This is a genomic window from Citrobacter sp. CF971, assembly GCF_006385635.1.
In the GTDB taxonomy this organism is placed as follows: domain Bacteria; phylum Pseudomonadota; class Gammaproteobacteria; order Enterobacterales; family Enterobacteriaceae; genus Citrobacter; species Citrobacter freundii.
The window spans coordinates 2,264,423-2,281,543 of record NZ_CP041051.1; the positions used below are offsets into that span (position 1 = coordinate 2,264,423).

19 protein-coding genes and 1 pseudogene are annotated in these 17,121 nt (G+C 51.5%); 10 read left to right on the forward strand and 10 right to left on the reverse strand.

Going from position 1 to position 17,121, the window contains the following annotated elements:
- Positions 1–258: 258 nt before the first annotated feature.
- The gene (gene grxD / locus E6P06_RS14370; protein WP_003832760.1) at positions 259–606 is read left to right on the forward strand and encodes a monothiol glutaredoxin 4; all 348 of its coding nucleotides are present in this window, start codon (positions 259–261) and stop codon (positions 604–606) included.
- A 53-nt stretch (positions 607–659) separates the two neighbouring features.
- Here the strand turns inward: grxD and rnt are convergent, their stop codons facing one another.
- The 4 genes from rnt to E6P06_RS14390 form a co-directional block, all read right to left on the reverse strand.
- On the reverse strand, positions 660–1,307 hold the full coding sequence (gene rnt / locus E6P06_RS14375; protein WP_003029200.1) for a ribonuclease T: 648 nt from the start codon (positions 1,305–1,307) through the stop codon (positions 660–662).
- A gap of 95 nt (positions 1,308–1,402) precedes the next feature.
- Positions 1,403–1,810 (reverse strand): lactoylglutathione lyase, encoded by a 408-nt coding sequence (gene gloA / locus E6P06_RS14380; protein WP_003029198.1) that lies wholly within the window; start codon positions 1,808–1,810, stop codon positions 1,403–1,405.
- A 97-nt stretch (positions 1,811–1,907) separates the two neighbouring features.
- The gene (locus tag E6P06_RS14385; RefSeq protein ID WP_139935369.1) at positions 1,908–3,005 is read right to left on the reverse strand and encodes an alkene reductase; all 1,098 of its coding nucleotides are present in this window, start codon (positions 3,003–3,005) and stop codon (positions 1,908–1,910) included.
- A 54-nt stretch (positions 3,006–3,059) separates the two neighbouring features.
- Complete coding sequence (locus E6P06_RS14390; RefSeq protein WP_003832766.1) at positions 3,060–3,659, reverse strand: TetR/AcrR family transcriptional regulator; 600 nt, start codon at positions 3,657–3,659, stop codon at positions 3,060–3,062.
- Positions 3,660–3,760: 101 nt separating this feature from the next.
- Between E6P06_RS14390 and E6P06_RS14395 the strand changes: the two genes are divergently transcribed.
- The 3 genes from E6P06_RS14395 to sodC all read left to right on the forward strand — a co-directional run bounded on the left by E6P06_RS14395 (position 3,761) and on the right by sodC (position 5,552).
- Positions 3,761–4,000, forward strand: a complete 240-nt coding sequence (locus tag E6P06_RS14395) for a DUF1289 domain-containing protein (RefSeq protein ID WP_003029191.1) — start codon at positions 3,761–3,763, stop codon at positions 3,998–4,000.
- 49 nt (positions 4,001–4,049) lie between these two features.
- Positions 4,050–4,946, forward strand: a complete 897-nt coding sequence (locus E6P06_RS14400) for an aldo/keto reductase family oxidoreductase (RefSeq protein WP_088902344.1) — start codon at positions 4,050–4,052, stop codon at positions 4,944–4,946.
- A gap of 81 nt (positions 4,947–5,027) precedes the next feature.
- On the forward strand, positions 5,028–5,552 hold the full coding sequence (gene sodC / locus E6P06_RS14405; protein WP_032935835.1) for a superoxide dismutase [Cu-Zn] SodC: 525 nt from the start codon (positions 5,028–5,030) through the stop codon (positions 5,550–5,552).
- Here the strand turns inward: sodC and E6P06_RS14410 are convergent.
- The 3 genes and pseudogenes from E6P06_RS14410 to E6P06_RS14420 all read right to left on the reverse strand — a co-directional run bounded on the left by E6P06_RS14410 (position 5,528) and on the right by E6P06_RS14420 (position 8,667).
- Positions 5,528–7,568, reverse strand: a pseudogene (locus E6P06_RS14410) (FUSC family protein). The gene sodC and the pseudogene E6P06_RS14410 overlap by 25 nt on opposite strands.
- On the reverse strand, positions 7,565–8,428 hold the full coding sequence (locus tag E6P06_RS14415) for an HlyD family secretion protein (RefSeq protein WP_003836440.1): 864 nt from the start codon (positions 8,426–8,428) through the stop codon (positions 7,565–7,567). Before E6P06_RS14415 ends, E6P06_RS14410 begins: the two are co-directional and overlap by 4 nt.
- A gap of 2 nt (positions 8,429–8,430) precedes the next feature.
- The gene (locus tag E6P06_RS14420; protein WP_139935370.1) at positions 8,431–8,667 is read right to left on the reverse strand and encodes a DUF1656 domain-containing protein; all 237 of its coding nucleotides are present in this window, start codon (positions 8,665–8,667) and stop codon (positions 8,431–8,433) included.
- Positions 8,668–8,859: 192 nt separating this feature from the next.
- On the opposite strand from E6P06_RS14420, the gene slyA reads away from it, so the two are divergent.
- Entirely contained in the window at positions 8,860–9,300 is a 441-nt protein-coding gene (slyA, locus tag E6P06_RS14425; protein ID WP_019076732.1) for a transcriptional regulator SlyA, read from the forward strand.
- A 47-nt stretch (positions 9,301–9,347) separates the two neighbouring features.
- Here the strand turns inward: slyA and slyB are convergent, their stop codons facing one another.
- Positions 9,348–9,815 carry an outer membrane lipoprotein SlyB gene (slyB, locus tag E6P06_RS14430; RefSeq protein WP_003029175.1) on the reverse strand — a complete coding sequence of 156 codons (468 nt, stop codon included), beginning with the start codon at positions 9,813–9,815 and terminating at the stop codon, positions 9,348–9,350.
- Positions 9,816–10,089: 274 nt separating this feature from the next.
- Here slyB and anmK point away from each other — a divergent pair, with 274 nt between their 5' ends.
- From anmK to pdxY, 5 genes are all read left to right on the forward strand, one after another.
- Positions 10,090–11,211 carry an anhydro-N-acetylmuramic acid kinase gene (anmK, locus tag E6P06_RS14435; RefSeq protein WP_046670633.1) on the forward strand — a complete coding sequence of 374 codons (1,122 nt, stop codon included), beginning with the start codon at positions 10,090–10,092 and terminating at the stop codon, positions 11,209–11,211.
- A gap of 87 nt (positions 11,212–11,298) precedes the next feature.
- Entirely contained in the window at positions 11,299–11,628 is a 330-nt protein-coding gene (mliC, locus tag E6P06_RS14440; RefSeq protein ID WP_003029170.1) for a C-type lysozyme inhibitor, read from the forward strand.
- 59 nt (positions 11,629–11,687) lie between these two features.
- Complete coding sequence (pdxH, locus tag E6P06_RS14445) at positions 11,688–12,344, forward strand: pyridoxamine 5'-phosphate oxidase (RefSeq protein ID WP_139935371.1); 657 nt, start codon at positions 11,688–11,690, stop codon at positions 12,342–12,344.
- Positions 12,345–12,470: 126 nt separating this feature from the next.
- A complete protein-coding gene (gene tyrS, locus E6P06_RS14450; RefSeq protein WP_003029168.1) occupies positions 12,471–13,745 on the forward strand; it encodes a tyrosine--tRNA ligase in 1,275 nt (424 codons plus the stop codon).
- Positions 13,746–13,809: 64 nt separating this feature from the next.
- Positions 13,810–14,670 carry a pyridoxal kinase PdxY gene (pdxY, locus tag E6P06_RS14455; protein ID WP_049002797.1) on the forward strand — a complete coding sequence of 287 codons (861 nt, stop codon included), beginning with the start codon at positions 13,810–13,812 and terminating at the stop codon, positions 14,668–14,670.
- 83 nt (positions 14,671–14,753) lie between these two features.
- Here the strand turns inward: pdxY and gstA are convergent, their stop codons facing one another.
- Together gstA and dtpA are read right to left on the reverse strand one after the other, a co-directional pair.
- On the reverse strand, positions 14,754–15,359 hold the full coding sequence (gene gstA / locus E6P06_RS14460; RefSeq protein WP_003029164.1) for a glutathione transferase GstA: 606 nt from the start codon (positions 15,357–15,359) through the stop codon (positions 14,754–14,756).
- A 104-nt stretch (positions 15,360–15,463) separates the two neighbouring features.
- Positions 15,464–16,969 carry a dipeptide/tripeptide permease DtpA gene (dtpA, locus tag E6P06_RS14465; RefSeq protein WP_003029162.1) on the reverse strand — a complete coding sequence of 502 codons (1,506 nt, stop codon included), beginning with the start codon at positions 16,967–16,969 and terminating at the stop codon, positions 15,464–15,466.
- Positions 16,970–17,121: the final 152 nt, after the last annotated feature.

Below are 17,121 nucleotides of genomic sequence, written 5' to 3' on the forward strand. Positions count from 1 at the left end.
AAGAGGGAAAGTTAATAGCTTTTTTTGTTTAAAACTATGTTTCGTAACCGACCGCAAAAAAAACATCAATTAACGTTGGAGTTGGTGAACAGATAATCAAAACCACATGTTTGAAGGGGATAAGTGAGATTATGAATGCAACTTTTAGCGTCAGGGGATAAAATAATAACGCGTAATGAAAATGTTATTTTCCGTTGCCTGTCTGACCCGTTACAATGTCAGACTACTGCCGTAAAAGAAGTTTAAGGAAGCAAGATAATGAGCACCACTATCGAAAAAATCCAGCGCCAGATCGCTGAAAACCCGATTCTCCTGTACATGAAAGGTTCTCCTAAACTGCCAAGCTGCGGTTTCTCCGCTCAGGCTGTGCAGGCGCTGTCAGCCTGTGGTGAACGCTTTGCTTACGTTGATATTCTGCAGAACCCGGATATTCGCGCCGAACTGCCGAAATACGCAAACTGGCCAACTTTCCCACAACTGTGGGTTGATGGTGAGTTGGTTGGCGGTTGTGACATTTTGATCGAAATGTACCAGCGCGGTGAGTTGCAGCAGCTGATTAAAGAAACAGCTGCGAAATACAAAACCGAAGAGCCGGACGCTGAGTAATATCAGCAGAAGTAAAAAAGCGACCTGAAATGGTCGCTTTTTTTATGTCGCCGTTACGCTTCTTCAGGCACGGGAAGAGGCCAACCACCGAGACGTTTCCAGCGGTTAACGATTTCGCAAAACAGCACGGCCGTACGTTCGGTGTCATACAGTGCCGAGTGTGCCTGATTCCCGTCAAACTCCATTCCCGCCGCCAGGCACGCTTTTGACAACACCGTTTGCCCCAATGACAGACCGCTTAATGCCGCTGTATCAAAGGTGACAAATGGATGAAACGGATTCCGTTTCAGCGAGGCGCGTTCTGCTGCTGCCATCATGAAACTGTGGTCGAACGTAGCGTTATGCGCCACCATGATTGCCCGATTGCAGCCGCTGTCTTTAATGCCTTTACGCACCATTTTGAAGATGGCATGCAGGGCGTCATATTCGCTGACCGCGCCGCGTAGCGGATTGTTCGGATCAATACCGTTAAAGGCGAGCGCCTCCGGCTGCAGATTCGCGCCTTCAAACGGCTCTACGTGGAAATGCAACGTCGTGTCCGGCATCAGCCAGCCTTGTTCATCCATTTTCAGTGTGATGGCTGCAATCTCAAGCAGCGCATCGGTTTTGGCATTGAACCCTGCGGTTTCGACATCAATGACGACAGGATAAAAACCACGAAAACGGTCACACAGACCGGAAAGTTGAGCGTTATCGGACATCTGGGTCTCTTAATACGGGAAAATTGCAGCGCGTATTATGGCAAAATGATGAGTATAAAACTACGGGCACAGACGATCTGCGCCCGAGGGGGAAGTTAGTCGCCCAGGCCGCGCCCGGCGTCTTTCTCTTCGATCAGCTCAATTTTATAGCCGTCCGGATCTTCAACGAACGCAATCACTGTGGTGCCGCCTTTTACCGGACCCGCTTCACGCGTTACGTTACCGCCATTCTGGCGAATACGTTCACAGGCTTCAGCCGCGTTGTCTACGCTCAGGGCGATATGGCCATAGGCAGTACCCAGCTCATACTTGTCGACACCCCAGTTATAGGTCAGTTCGATTACGGCTTCACTGGTTTCAGGACCGTAGCCAACAAAAGCCAGAGAGTACTTGTATTCAGGGTTTTCGCTGGTACGCAGCAGCTTCATGCCCAGCACGTTGGTATAAAACTCGATGGAACGCTGCAGGTCACCCACGCGCAGCATGGTATGGAGTAAACGCATCTTTTTCCCCTTCGAAAATGGCTAATACATTCAAAATGTTGTTTTAGTATAGCGGCGTTGTTACGCCGCTATCAATGGCAGAACGGAGATTGTGACGTTAGAGGGTAGGATAGTCGGTGTAACCTTCCGCGCCGCCGCCGTAGAAGCTCTCGGCACGTTGCGGATTCAGTTCCGCTTTGCGTTGCAGACGCGCCACCAGATCCGGGTTAGCAATATAGGCGCGACCAAAAGCAACGGCGTCGATCAGACCTTTCTCGATCAGCGCTTCTGCCTTTTCAGGGGTGTAGGCACCAGCACCAATGATAGGACCGTGGAAGCGCGCGCGAACTTTTTCGCGGAACGCATCGGAATACGGCTCACCACCGGCCCAATCCGGCTCAGACATGTGCAGGTAAGCGATTCCACGCTTGCCCAATTGTTCAATCAGATACAGCGCATCGGCTTCTTCGTTCGGACCGTTGTCAACGTTCTGGAATGAGCCAATCGGGGAGACGCGAATACCAATACGATCGGCACCCCATTCTTTAATACCGGCATCAACCACTTCCAGCACAAGACGCGCACGATTTTCGACGCTACCGCCGTACTGATCGGTACGCTGATTAGAGGTTGGCGACAGGAACTGGTGCAGCAGGTAGCCGTGGGCAGAGTGCAGTTCAACCATGTCGAAACCCGCTTCGCGCGCGTTGGCTATCGCCTGACGGAAGTCATTAACGATGCCCGGAATCTCTTCGGTTTCCAGCGCACGTGGCATTGAGGTATCGGCACGCGTTGCCAGGCCGTTTTCATCGCGCAGCGAGGTGCGAGTTCCAGCACTAATCGCGGAAGGTGCAACTGGAGCTTGATCATTTGGCTGCAGACTGGCGTGAGAGATGCGTCCGGTGTGCCACAACTGGACAGCAATATGACCTTGCTCAGCGTGTACGGCAGCGGTGATTTTCTTCCATGCGGCAATTTGCGCTTCGCTGTGTAAGCCGGGTGCTCCGGCATAACCTTTCGCCTGTGCGGAAATCTGCGTCGCTTCGCTGATAATAAGACCCGCGCTGGCGCGTTGACGGTAATACTCGGCCATCAGCGGAGTAGGGATGTCGCCAGGCTCAATACTGCGCAGACGCGTCAGTGGCGCCATGAATACGCGGTTTGCTGCCGTAATGGCACCCACTTTCAGTGGGGAAAACAGTTTTTCAGATGACATGTGGCACTCCTGAATAGACCGGTCGTCTAGTAATAAAGGAAATAAAAACGCCTGTTAAACGGCAGGCGTTGTGATGATGTTTTTAACGTGCGCCAGCGCATTTTCCAGCGGAGTAGCGCTACGAGAAATCTTGGCCTGCAGGTTGGCGCCAAGCCACAGCGCATACAGTACTTGCGCCTGCTGTAACGGCTCGCCAACAAAGGACAGACAATGGCTGGCCTGACCTTTCTCCAGTGCCTGCGCTAACAGCACAATAATGTGCCGCGCGCCTTTATCCATCGCTGTGCGCATATCTTCTGACAGATCGCACACTTCGGCAGACAGTTTTACAGTTAAACAGCCGCTAATAATGCCGTGCTGGCTAAACTGGTTCAGGGTTTCCTGATAGTAGGCCAGAATGCGGTCGCGGTAGTTTCCCGCTCCCGTATCAAAGTGCGTAGCCAGTCGCCGATGATAGGCCGCATAGTGGCGTTCCAGCATCGCGACACCGAACGCTTCTTTAGAGCGAAAGTAATGATAAAACGAACCTTTGGGTACTTCAGCGGTTTTCAGTAGTTCGCTTAAACCCATGCCGGTGAAGCCGCGCTGCATACACAGCAGTTCGCCAGTCGCCAGCAGATGTTCGCGTGTATCGTGTTCAGTGATTTTGTTCATGAAAAGGAGTGTAATAGACCAGTCGGTCTAATGCAATAGCGCTTGCGAGAAATTCAGTTAACGTCTTCAATAAGTATATCAATCTTACTAAAGGAGGGGATGTGGCCGAACAGCTGGAGTTTTTCCCCGTCCAGAGCCCATGCCGTGGAATATGTCAGTCTGACGAACGCGGATTTTGCCGTGGCTGTTTTCGCAGTCGGGATGAGCGTTTTAACTGGCAAAAGATGAGCGATGCCCAAAAGCAGGAAGTGCTACGGCTTTGTCGTCAGCGCCTGATGCGTAAATTACGTGCGAACAAAGCCAACCCTTCGGAAGAACCGCAACAACCTTCACTCTTTTAAAAGCGTAATTGCGTATACTCGAGGCACATTCACTTAAAAGGAAGCTGCTATGGTTCAGCGTATTACTATTGCGCCGCAAGGCCCGGAATTTTCTCGCTTTGTGATGGGGTACTGGCGCCTGATGGACTGGAATATGTCCGCGCGCCAGCTAGTCAGCTTTATTGAAGAGCATCTGGATCTGGGCGTGACCACCGTCGATCACGCCGATATCTACGGTGGATACCAGTGTGAAGCGTCGTTTGGTGAGGCAATGAAACTGGCTCCGCATTTGCGTGAAAAAATGCAGATTGTGACCAAATGCGGGATCGCGACGACGGCGCGCGCGGAAAATGCGCTGGGCCATTACATCACCGACAGCGCGCATATTATTGCCAGTGCGGAAGAATCGCTGAAGTTGCTGGCGACCGATCATATTGATCTGTTGCTGATCCACCGCCCCGATCCGCTTATGGATGCTGACGACGTCGCCGACGCTTTCAAAAAATTGCACCACAGTGGCAAAGTGCGTCACTTTGGTGTCTCTAATTTCACCCCGGCACAGTTCTCATTGTTGCAATCGCGTCTGCCGTTTACGCTGGCGACCAACCAGGTTGAAATCTCTCCGGTACATCAGCCGCTCCTGCTGGATGGCACTTTAGATCAACTGCAGCAGTTGCGTATTCGTCCAATGGCCTGGTCCTGCCTCGGCGGCGGTCGCTTGTTTAATGACGATGCGTTCCAGCCATTACGAAATGAACTTGCCGCGATCGCAGAAGAGTTAAACGCGCAGTCTATTGAGCAGGTGGTGTACGCCTGGATTTTACGTTTGCCGTCTCAGCCGCTGCCGATTATTGGCTCAGGAAAAATAGAGCGCGTACGCGCCGCCATTGAGTCTGAGACGCTGAACATGTCTCGCCAGCAATGGTTCCGCATTCGTAAAGCGGCACTGGGTTACGACGTACCTTAATCGCGTTTTTGGTGCATCTCCGTTCAAAATTGTGTCACTGGTTTACACTTAACAATCAGACACCTTTTGGACGGAGGTCTTATGAAGCGTTTGAGTTTGGCCATCATCACTCTACTCGCCTGTGCAGGTGCGCAGGCTGCCATTGAAGAAAAAGTGACGATGAATCTGGTCACGTCGCAAGGCGTTGGCCAGGCGATTGGTACGGTCACTATTGCTGAAACTGCAAAGGGGCTGGAGTTTTCGCCCGATCTGAAAGCGTTGCCGCCGGGAGAACATGGCTTCCATGTGCATATGAACGGCAGCTGCCAACCGGCGATTAAAGAAGGGAAAGCCTCAGCCGCGGAATCGGCTGGAGGCCATTATGATCCGCAGCAAACCGGCAAACACGAAGGCCCGGAAGGCGCAGGTCATATGGGTGACCTACCGCTGCTGGTGGTGAATAACGACGGAAACGCCACAACACCGGTCATTGCGCCGCGCCTCAAAACGCTCGATGAGGTTAAAGGCAAAGCGCTGATGATCCATGTGGGCGGCGATAATATGTCCGATCAACCGAAACCGCTTGGCGGTGGCGGAGCGCGCTACGCCTGTGGTGTTATCAAATAATCAACTACTGAGAGTGCCCGGCGGTGGCGCCTGTTCGAGTTGTGAAAGCGAGCAGTGTAGCCGCCAGATCAATGCCGATAACTCCTGTGCAGCAGGTTGATGATGGTGGGCAAGCGTATCGCAGATGCGTTGTAGCTCACTCAGCGTGGCATTCAGTGGTCGTTGCTGGACGCCACGTTCGCTCATTACATCGCGCAGCAGAGAGATACACACGTCCCTGACGCGAGCCAGCGGATCCGAACGCGCCTCCCAGGTGCGCAGTTGCCACACCACGTGCGAGCAGTTCAGCAATACGACCCCCCAACGTAATAACCAGCGTCGAGCCAGCGCATCCTGACTGCTGCTGAGCTGGCTGACGTGATGATAGGTCAGCGATTCAAATTCGTTTTCACTGAGTGATGGGTGTCGGCTGAGCTGATCGACAAAATCCCGGCGCAGGGCGCGAATATGGCGGCGACTTTTCCGTGCATCCGATCCAGGCCGCAGAATGGCGAAGGCCAGCCATGACAGCGCAACACCAGTGATTTTCGCCATATTGTCATTCAGGAAATCAGCAAAATCATATACCGGCGGATTGGTTACCGCGATAAACGAACCCATAAATACAATCAGTTGCCCCCAAAGACCTGCCAGCGCTGGCATTTGCAGCTTTAACAGTTGCATGGTGGCGAGTAGCGGGAAGAGAAAGAGAATGAATTGCCAGAGGTCGGAAATTTGCACCATCAGGCCAAACTTAACCACAAAGCTAAACAGCGACAGCAAAACCAGCGTGCGCATCAGCAAAGAAAGCGACTTGAACGGCGTGGCAACGGCGGAATACAGCACACTGCTGATGGCGGCGAGCGTGAGTGCGCCAGAGCCTGATTCCCATTGTGCGCCAATGCTCCATGCGCCGATAAGCATCAAAGTGCAGAACGTACGTAACCCGCTCCAGATAGCTTCCGCATTATCGGTATGACGGGCAAGCCCCGGCGTGCGGACGATATTAATACGCTCGGCGGTAACGCCATTTTCCAGTAAATGCAGATAATGACTGCTGCGCAGGTAGAGCCGACAAAAATAACGCAGTCGTTGCCAGAAGGCGACGTGTCGATAGTCGCGTGCATCGACAGGTCGCAGTGGGGCAATAATACGTGCGACGGTGTAGCTATTAGCATTGGATTTTATCAGTTCGCTGAGCAACTGCTCGATAATTTCCCGGGTATTGGACGGGGGATTAGGCCAGTTCAGCAGCATCCTGCGCAGACTGGAAATCACGCTGGTCATCCTTAACTGTTGATGCAACAGCGAATTGAGCAAAGCATTTTGTCGGCGAAAACGGTAGTGGCTCCAGAACGCCTGAATACGCAGCAGGTTCATGGTAAGAATCTGACCGATAACACCTTCATGGGCTGTGCGAATGGCGTCAGTGGTTTCTGGTTGCCAGAGTAGGCTGGCATGTTCCAGTAAACGTGAATGCATGTTTTTCAATGCAGTCAGTAACGTGATGCCATCGGAGGTGCTGGGCAGGATCATCATCATCACACCGCCACACAAGATACCGACGATGACTTCACACACGCGTGCCTGCGCGATATCCCATAACTGCGTAATTTCCACGGTATTGACCATGGGAAACGCAATGATCGCCGCCGTATAACCCGCCAGTTGAAAGGCGTAGGCAACGTTATTGGTGAAATGCGCACAGGCCCAGGTACAAAAACCGATCCACACCGACATGCTCAGCAAGAATAACCACGGCTCATTAAGGGTATGACCGGCAATAATCAATGCGGCGGTGGCACCCAGTAAGCTACCTGCCACGCGACCCAGACTTTTGCTGATAACCCCGCCAACGGTGGGAAAACTGACCACCGCCGCTGAGGTCATCGCCCAATAGGGTTCGTCCAGATTCAGATAATAAGCAAAAGTTAACGCCAGACACATCGCAATGGTGTTACGCAGCGCATAACGCCACTGTGCCGCCGTGGCTTTAAACCACGGCAAATTGCCAGGTGTCAGGCGGGGTAGTTTCATTTACGCTGGCCGATGGATACGCTGCAGGTTGTACCTGATACCAGCGTTACATCCCGCGGCAGGGCGTCGAATTCGATGCGTACCGGGATACGCTGCGCCAGACGCACCCACGGCACGTTGGGCTTGATATCTGGAATCAGGCCGGAATCACTTTCCACACTTTGATCGTAGATAGCACGACCAATACTGGAAACGTGACCCTGTAACTTTATATCACCGCTGTAGAGCGTGATGAGGGCAGGTGCACCTTCGCGAATGTGGCGCAACTTAGTTTCTTCAAAATACCCCATTACATAAAAAGAGTGACTGTCGACGAGAGCAAACAGAGGTTTCCCGGTTGAAGCGTAGTCTCCGGGACGGGTTGAAAGATTGGTGACCCAGCCCGCTACGGGGGCTTTGACCACCGTTTGCGTCAATTGCCACTGTGCCTGACGCAGACTGGCCTCTGCTGCTTCAACACTCGCCTGCATGGCTTTCACGTTGAGATTTGCGGTATCCAGATCCTCGGCTGAGATGTAATTTTGCGATAAATGACGGCGGCGGTTGGCTTCGTTATTGGCTTTCGCCAGGTCAGACTGCGCTTTTGCAAGTTGCGCTTGCGCATTCAGTTCAGCAATGTGAAATGGTGTCTTGTCGATAATAAAAAGGACATCGCCTTTATTCACAAACTGGTTATCTTTTATATAGAGTTCGCTAATGCTACCTGACACCTGTGGCGTAATGCTGACCTGCTCAGCTCGCACTTTGCCATCACGTGTCCAGGGCGATTGCATATAGTAATTCCACATCCACCATCCGGCGAAAACTGCGATTGCAGCGACTATAATAGTGGAGAAGTATTTAACGGTTTTAAGCGACATAATCACCACGCTATCGGCATAACAAAGGCCAGACATACGCAAAGCGTAAAGAGTGATAGATCCATTAACAAGGGATGCCAGATTTCGCCAGAGTAAATCCAGTCGCGCAGTAGGCGATGAACAACCAGCCAGAGAATAAATCCTGCTACAATCGCCTTGAAAACAGGAGGGAAGTAGACAGATGCGCCGATCATTAAATCTTGTAGGGGCAATCCTGTTGCATTAAACATAAACTTCACGGGCAAAATCCTTGGCGGAAGAGAGCATTGCTATAGGTTTAGCAAAAAAGAGACAATGAGTCTCCGTAACGCATAATGTCTGAAAAAATGTCAGCCGGTAAGCAAATTTGGCAATACATTTGTTTTGGGAATACAAATGCTGCACACTATTCTAAAATCAGCACAATAACTTAGCAAGCTAATTATAAGGAGATGAAATTGGAATCGCCATTAGGTTCTGATCTGGCACGGTTGGTGCGCATTTGGCGTGCTCTGATTGACCATCGCCTGAAACCTCTGGAGTTGACGCAGACGCATTGGGTTACGCTGCACAACATTCATCAGTTGCCGCCGGATCAATCGCAGATTCAGTTGGCTAAAGCGATTGGCATCGAGCAGCCTTCGTTGGTACGTACGCTTGACCAGTTAGAGGAAAAGGGACTCATTTCACGACAGACTTGCGCCAGCGATCGCCGGGCAAAGAGAATTAAACTGACAGAAAAAGCAGAGCCGCTGATCGCTGATATGGAAGCGGTTATCAACAAGACGCGTGGAGAAATTTTGGAAGGGATTTCAGCTGAGGAAATTGATCTGCTGATTAAACTGGTCGCCAGGCTGGAACACAATATTATTGAGCTGCAGTCACAGGGCTGAAGCAAAAAAATGACGTGTGGCCAGAGTCTGACCACACGTGAATTAGATTAGCGTGGAGACACGGTAACCTGGCTGCCGTTGTTAGCCATAACAACGCGCTGGCCGGCTGAAAACTTGGTCGCACCCTGTTTCTGAACCACCATGATGGTATTACCATCATCCTTACGGATTTCCAGTTCCACACCCTGGGTTTTATTCATCGCACCTTGTACGCCTTGACCCGCTACGCCACCGGCAACTGCGCCTGCAGCCGTCGCTAATGAACGACCCGTACCGCCACCGACGGTGTTACCGAGGAACCCGCCGAGTACCGCACCACCAATAGCACCAATCACGTTTGCGTCATCGCCACCCTGGATTTGCACCGGACGAACATGAACAATCGTACCGTAGGTAACGTTCTGAACTTGTTTCGCTTCGGATGCGGTATACACGTCACCTGAAAGGCTATCATTGTTAACGCAACCCGCTAAAGATACGCCCATTAATGAAACAATCAGCACACGTTTAATCATTTACAAATCTCCTTTGTCACCACGAAACGCTAATAAAGCACCCTTCATGGTTAAATTATATGGCATTTGTGAGCCTAAGATCACATGTTCTACTGGAACAATATGAAAATCTTAACCGAAATCGGATCAACCGAGTATAAACGAATCATTCATGTAATTGATGTAATTAAACGATCATTGTAATGATTAGCCACCAAAAATCATTAAGGAAGCATGGCATTAGTCGACACTTTATGGTTGAGTGTCAAGGCTAATTTGCTTAAAAGGATGACCTATGAAATCGGGCCGTTTTATCGGTGTAATGTCTGGAACCAGCCTTGATGGCGTCGATGTTGTGCTGGCGACAATAGATGAAACGATGGTTGCGCAGCAGGCGAGTCTGACCTGGCCCATCCCCATTCATGTTAAACAAGCGATTCTGGATATCTGCCAGGGGCAGCAGCTTACACTTTCTCAGTTTGGTCAGTTGGACGCACAGCTCGGTTATTTATTTGCTGAGGCAGTGAATGCGTTATTGGCGCAAGAAAAATTGAAACCGCAGGATATCGTTGCGATTGGTTGCCACGGGCAAACCGTGTGGCATGAACCGAACGGTGCTGCGCCACACACGCTGCAAATTGGCGATAACAACCAGATTGTTGCGCGTACAGGGATAACCGTAGTCGGCGATTTTCGTCGACGTGATATCGCCCTTGGCGGGCAGGGTGCACCGCTCGTTCCCGCGTTTCATCAGGCACTGCTGGCGCATCCAACGGAACGGCGGATGGTGTTAAACATCGGCGGGATTGCCAATCTGTCTCTGCTTATTCCGCAACAACCCGTTCGCGGATACGACACCGGGCCGGGCAATATGCTGATGGATGCCTGGATCTGGCGGCAATGCGGTCAACCTTACGACAAAGATGCGCAGTGGGCCATTTCGGGAATGGTTATCCTACCGTTACTGCAAAATATGCTTAACGACCCTTATTTCTCCGCGCCTGCGCCGAAAAGCACTGGTCGTGAGTATTTTAATTATGGCTGGATAGAACGTCATCTGGTGCAGTTCCCGGGGATTAGTCCGCGGGATGTGCAGGCGACGCTTGCCGAACTGACCGCGGTGACCATTTCAGAGCAGGTCTTGCTAAGCGGCGGTTGTGAACGGCTCATGGTCTGCGGTGGAGGAAGCCGTAATCCGCTGCTGATGATGCGTCTGGCGGCACTATTGCCGGGAACAGAGGTCACCTTAACTGATGAAGCCGGGATCAGCGGCGATGATATGGAAGCGTTAGCCTTTGCCTGGCTGGCGTGGCGGACACTGGCCGGATTACCTGGAAATCTGCCTTCTGTGACTGGTGCATCAGAGCCGAGCGTTTTAGGGGCGATTTATCCTGCTAACCCACGAACTCAGAGTTAACTGAAATTATTCAGCACCGTATGCCGGTAAACTAGGGATATTAGGGAGGGTTCCATTACCCTCCGGGACCAGGAAAGTCTTCAGGATATGGCTATGAAAAAACTATTGTTAGTGTGTCTGCCGGTACTGCTTAGCGGGTGTAGCGTATACAACCAATTTGTTGAGCGTATGCAAACGGATACGCTCGAATACCGCTGCGACGAAAAACCGCTTACCGTCAAGCTGAACAATACCCGCCAGACGGCAAGCTTTGTTTATGATAATCAGCTATTGAACCTCAAACAGGGCGTGTCGGCATCAGGTGCGCGCTATACCGATGGGATCTACGTTTTCTGGTCTAAAGGCGACGAGGCAACGGTCTATAAACGAGACAGAATTGTGCTAAATAACTGTCAGTTACAGAACCCGAAGCGTTGAGATTTTCACCTGGGCGGCGCACAATAGCGTCACCCACTGACAATCCGTAGCCCAACATCATGTCTGATAACGACGAATTGCAGCAAATCGCGCATCTGCGCCGTGAATACACGAAAGGTGGTCTTCGCCGCCGCGATCTTCCCGCCGAACCCCTTGCGCTGTTTGAGCGCTGGCTGGGGCAAGCCTGTGACGCCAAACTGGCCGATCCCACCGCGATGGTCGTTGCGACCGTCGATGAAAATGGCCAGCCGTATCAGCGTATCGTGTTACTCAAACATTATGATGACAAAGGGCTGGTGTTCTATACCAACCTTGGCAGCCGTAAGGCGCATCAGATCGAGAAAAATCCACGCATCAGCCTTTTATTTCCCTGGCATACGCTGGAACGGCAGGTGATGGTGATCGGCAAGGCTGAGCGTCTCTCCACGTTAGAAGTAGTGAAATACTTCTACAGTCGCCCACGCGACAGCCAGATTGGCGCCTGGGTCTCTAAGCAATCCAGCCGGATCTCAGCTCGTGGTATTCTTGAAAGTAAATTTCTCGAGTTGAAGCAGAAGTTTCAGCAAGGAGAAGTTCCGCTGCCCAGTTTCTGGGGCGGCTTTCGCGTGAGTATTGAGCAAATGGAGTTCTGGCAAGGTGGTGAAAACCGCTTACACGATCGTTTTTTATACCAACGCGAAGATAACGCGTGGAAAATTGATCGCTTGGCCCCCTAAAGATGCAAATTTCTTGTTTTAAGCGCTGGTGCTGATCAATCCGGCGCTTTATTCTATGTTTCTTTCGCATCAGGCGAAAAGTCGTGTACCGGCAAAGGTGCAGTCGTTTTATACATGGAGATTTTGATGGCAAGCAGTAACTTGATTAAACAATTGCAAGAGCGGGGGCTGGTGGCCCAGGTGACGGACGAGGAAGCGTTAGCAGAGCGACTGGCGCAAGGCCCGATCGCGCTCTATTGCGGCTTCGATCCTACCGCTGACAGCTTGCATTTGGGGCATCTGGTTCCATTGTTATGCCTGAAACGCTTCCAGCAGGCAGGCCATAAGCCTGTCGCACTGGTAGGTGGCGCAACCGGTCTGATTGGTGACCCGAGCTTTAAAGCCGCCGAGCGTAAACTGAATACCGAAGACACTGTGCAGGAGTGGGTGGATAAAATCCGCAAACAGGTTGCACCGTTCCTCGATTTCGACTGTGGCGACAACTCGGCGATTGCTGCGAACAACTACGACTGGTTTGGCGGTATGAACGTACTGACTTTCCTGCGTGATATCGGCAAACACTTCTCCGTTAACCAGATGATCAACAAAGAAGCGGTTAAGCAGCGTCTGAACCGTGACGATCAGGGGATCTCTTTTACTGAGTTTTCTTACAACCTGCTGCAGGGTTATGACTTTGCCTGCCTGAATAAGCTGCACGGCGTGGCACTGCAGATTGGTGGTTCTGACCAGTGGGGTAACATTACTTCGGGTATCGATTTGACCCGTCGTCTGCACCAGAATCAGGTGTTTGGTCTGACCGTACCACTGATTACTAAAGCTGATGGCACCAAATTCGGTAAGACGGAAGGCGGCGCAGTGTGGCTGGATCCGAAGAAAACCAGTCCGTACAAATTCTACCAGTTCTGGATCAACACCGCCGATGCGGACGTTTATCGCTTCCTGAAATTCTTCACTTTCATGGATATTGAAGAGATCAATGCGCTGGAAGAAGAAGATAAAAACAGCGGTAAAGCGCCGCGTGCCCAGTATGTTCTGGCCGAACAGGTTACGCGTCTGGTTCACGGTGAAGAAGGTCTGGTCGCGGCAAAACGCATTACCGAAAGCTTGTTCAATGGCAATCTCAGCGATTTGAGTGAAGCAGATTTCGAACAGCTGGCGCAGGATGGCGTGCCGATGATCGAGATGGACAAAGGTGCCGATTTGATGCAGGCGCTGGTAGACTCCGAGCTGCAACCTTCTCGCGGTCAGGCCCGTAAGACCATTGCGTCTAACGCGGTGACCATCAACGGTGAGAAGCAGTCCGATCCGGAATATTTCTTCCAGGAGAGTGATATCCTGTTCGGGCGCTATACCTTACTGCGCCGTGGCAAGAAGAACTATTGTCTGATTTGCTGGAAGTAAGATTGTGTTAGCAGGGGCGTGGGAAACTACGCCCCTTTATTTTTTCAGGGTTGTGGTAAGTAAAATGAAGAATATCCTCGCCATCCAGTCCCACGTTGTTTTTGGCCATGCGGGCAACAGTGCAGCAGAATTTCCGATGCGTCGTCTTGGCGCAAACGTCTGGCCGTTGAATACCGTCCAGTTTTCAAACCACACGCAGTATGGCAAATGGACCGGTTGCGTTATGCCGCCGAGCCACTTGACTGAAATTGTCCAGGGCATTGCTGATATTGATAAACTCCAGACCTGTGACGCAGTACTGAGCGGCTATCTTGGCTCAGCTGAACAGGGCGAGCATATTCTGGGTATTGTACGTAAAGTAAAAGCGGCCAACCCGCAGGCAAAATACTTTTGCGATCCGGTGATGGGACACCCTGAAAAGGGATGTATCGTAGCTCCGGGTGTGGCGGAATTTCATGTACGTCATGCGCTTCCGGCTAGTGACATTATTGCCCCGAATTTGGTTGAGCTCGAAATTCTGTGCGAGCATGCGGTGAACAATGTCGATGAGGCCGTTGTGGCGGCGCGTGAACTGATCGCTCAGGGACCTGAAATTGTACTGGTGAAGCATCTGGCACGCGCAGGTATTAGCACCGACCGTTTCGAAATGCTGCTGGTCACCGCTGAACAGGCGTGGCATATCAGTCGCCCGCTGGTCGATTTTGGCGCACGTCAACCGGTTGGTGTGGGTGATGTTACCAGTGGCTTGTTGCTGGTGAAATTGTTGCAGGGCGCGTCTTTACAGCAGGCGCTTGAGCATGTGACTGCGGCAGTGTACGAAGTGATGATCGCCACTAAAGAGATGCACGAGTATGAGTTGCAGGTGGTGGCCGCGCAGGATCGCATTGCCAAGCCTGAACACTACTTCAGCGCAACGCAGTTGTAATCAATGCCCGATGGCGTTCACGCTTATCGGGCATATTTTTAGCTGTAGGCCGGGCAAGCGCAAGCACCACCCGGCAGCAACAATTAATTTAACCCTTCTGCTTTAAGCGCCGCGGCAACCGCCGGGCGTTCAGCCATACGCGCCATATACGCGTCAATATGGCTTAATCCTGCCATATTCAGCTTAACCGCATAGGCCCAACGCAGTACGGTAAACAGGTAGGCATCGGCGATGCTGAAGCGCGGGCCGCAGATCCATTGGTTATCTTTTAGCGAGTCGTTCACATACTGCATTTTTTTCTCCAGCAGCGCGCGAACGGTTGGCTTGAAGTCTTCCGGCGTATCGGGACGGAACAGTGGCGTAAAGCCTTTATGCAGTTCTGTCGCAATGTAGTTAAGCCATTCGATGGTTTTGTAACGGGAGAGGCTGCTGGTAGGGGCAAGGAGCTGACGGTCTGGCACGCTGTCCGCCAGGTATTGCATGATGGCGACACCTTCGGTAAGTAGCGTACCATCATCCAGCAGCAGTGCTGGAACTTGCCCTTTTGGGTTTACCGCGAAAAAATCATCGCCATTTTCCAGACGTTTCTTCATCAGATCAACACCATCCAGCGTGAAATCTTTACCGCTCTCACGAAGTGTGATGTGGGAAGCGAGAGAACAAGCGCCCGGTTTGTAGAACAGTTTCATCGGTAACTCCTTTTGGCTGAGGTATATCGTATGGTAGTGCTACCTCATGCAAAAAAAAAGCCGCTAACAACAGTTAGCGGCCTGAAAATGAGTTTCCCTGAGAATTACGCTGTCGCGGCCTTAGCGGCTTTCTCATCGGCTTCGTCATCCTGAGTCATACGGTTCAGTTTCGGAGCCGTCAGCAGCATCAGAACAGCGATAACAGCCGTCGCAACACCAATCTGCAGGAACACACGACCGTAGACTTCAAGGGACATCAGCGGGTCAGTCACGTTCTCTGGTACAGCCATCATGTTAGCGACGTAGCCACCGATGATGTTTGCACCGGCAGTGGTCAGGAACCAGCTACCCATGATGAAGCCCATCAGGCGTTGCGGAACCAGCTGTGCCACCATTGCCAGACCCAGACCGGAGATCATCAGCTCACCGATACTTTGCAGGCCATAGCAGATAATCAGCCAGTTAACGGAAACGATGCCCGCATCGGTAGCGAATTTCGCGCCCAGCGGCAGGATCAGGAATGCACCGGAACACAGCACCATACCAATCGCAAACTTGGTCGGCATCGGCAGGGTATCGCCCATCTTGTTATAGATAGCGGCGAGGATTGGGCTACCAATGATGATCCAGAACGGGTTCAGCGCCTGGTACTGTTCAGGTTCGAAAGCAATGCCAAGAATAGAGTGCTCAACGTTACGAATCGCAAAGAAGTTCAGTGAGGTCGGCATCTGGCTGTACAGCACGAAGAAGATAATCGCTTCCAGCATCAGAATGAAGGCGACGATCATTTTACGACGTGCAGCGCCTTTCATGGTGAAGGCTTCTTTACCGAAGATAAACACGATACCAATGGCAATTACACCCAGAACCATACGTGCGATCTGCTGGTTGTGCAGCAGCCAGGTCGCAATCGCGATCAGAACCACAACGCCAACGATAGTCAGCAGCAGGTTACGGAAGTTGATTGGTTCAAAGTCAGGTTTAGAACCGTATTGTTTAACCCAGCGCTGACAGAATGCGAAGTTAACAACGGTAATCAGCATACCCACGACGCTCAGCGCAAACGCGGTGCTCCAGCCGTAACGCGCAGCTAACCATGGCGTTGCCAGCATAGAGAAGAATGAACCGATGTTGACGGACATGTAGTACATGGTAAATGCACCATCAAGACGCGGGTCATCTTTGGCATAGCAGGTAGAGAGCAGGGAGGATGGGTTTGCTTTAAACAGGCCGTTACCGACCGCGATAGCCGCCATGCCCATATAAACGATACCCGCATCGTGACCGGACCATGCTACCAGCGCATAACCAATGGCCAGGACAACGGCACCCAGCATAATGACGCGTTTTGTACCCAGAACTTTATCACCTAACCAGCCGCCAATCGCAACCAGGCCATATACCAGGGCGCTAAAGGAGGAGAAAAGGGTGATGGAATCCGCTTCTGACATGCCCAGTTGTTTAACCAGGTAGACGGCCATGATCCCTTGCAGGCCGTAATAACCAAAACGTTCCCACAGCTCAATAGAGAAAATGAGATAGAACGCTTTTGGTTGTTTGAAGGCGTTTAAACTTACGCTTTCTGTTGGTTTATTGTTTGCAGTAGACACTTTTACCTCTTTTTTTACATCCCATATCAACGGGGGTGTTCAGGTACGTGATGAGTCAAGTTCATCCGTCCGATTGTTATAGTGGGAGGGGAAACGGCAAGTAATGTTCACTATCTTGACCATTCAGACAAGTGGTTTGTAATAATCTGTTA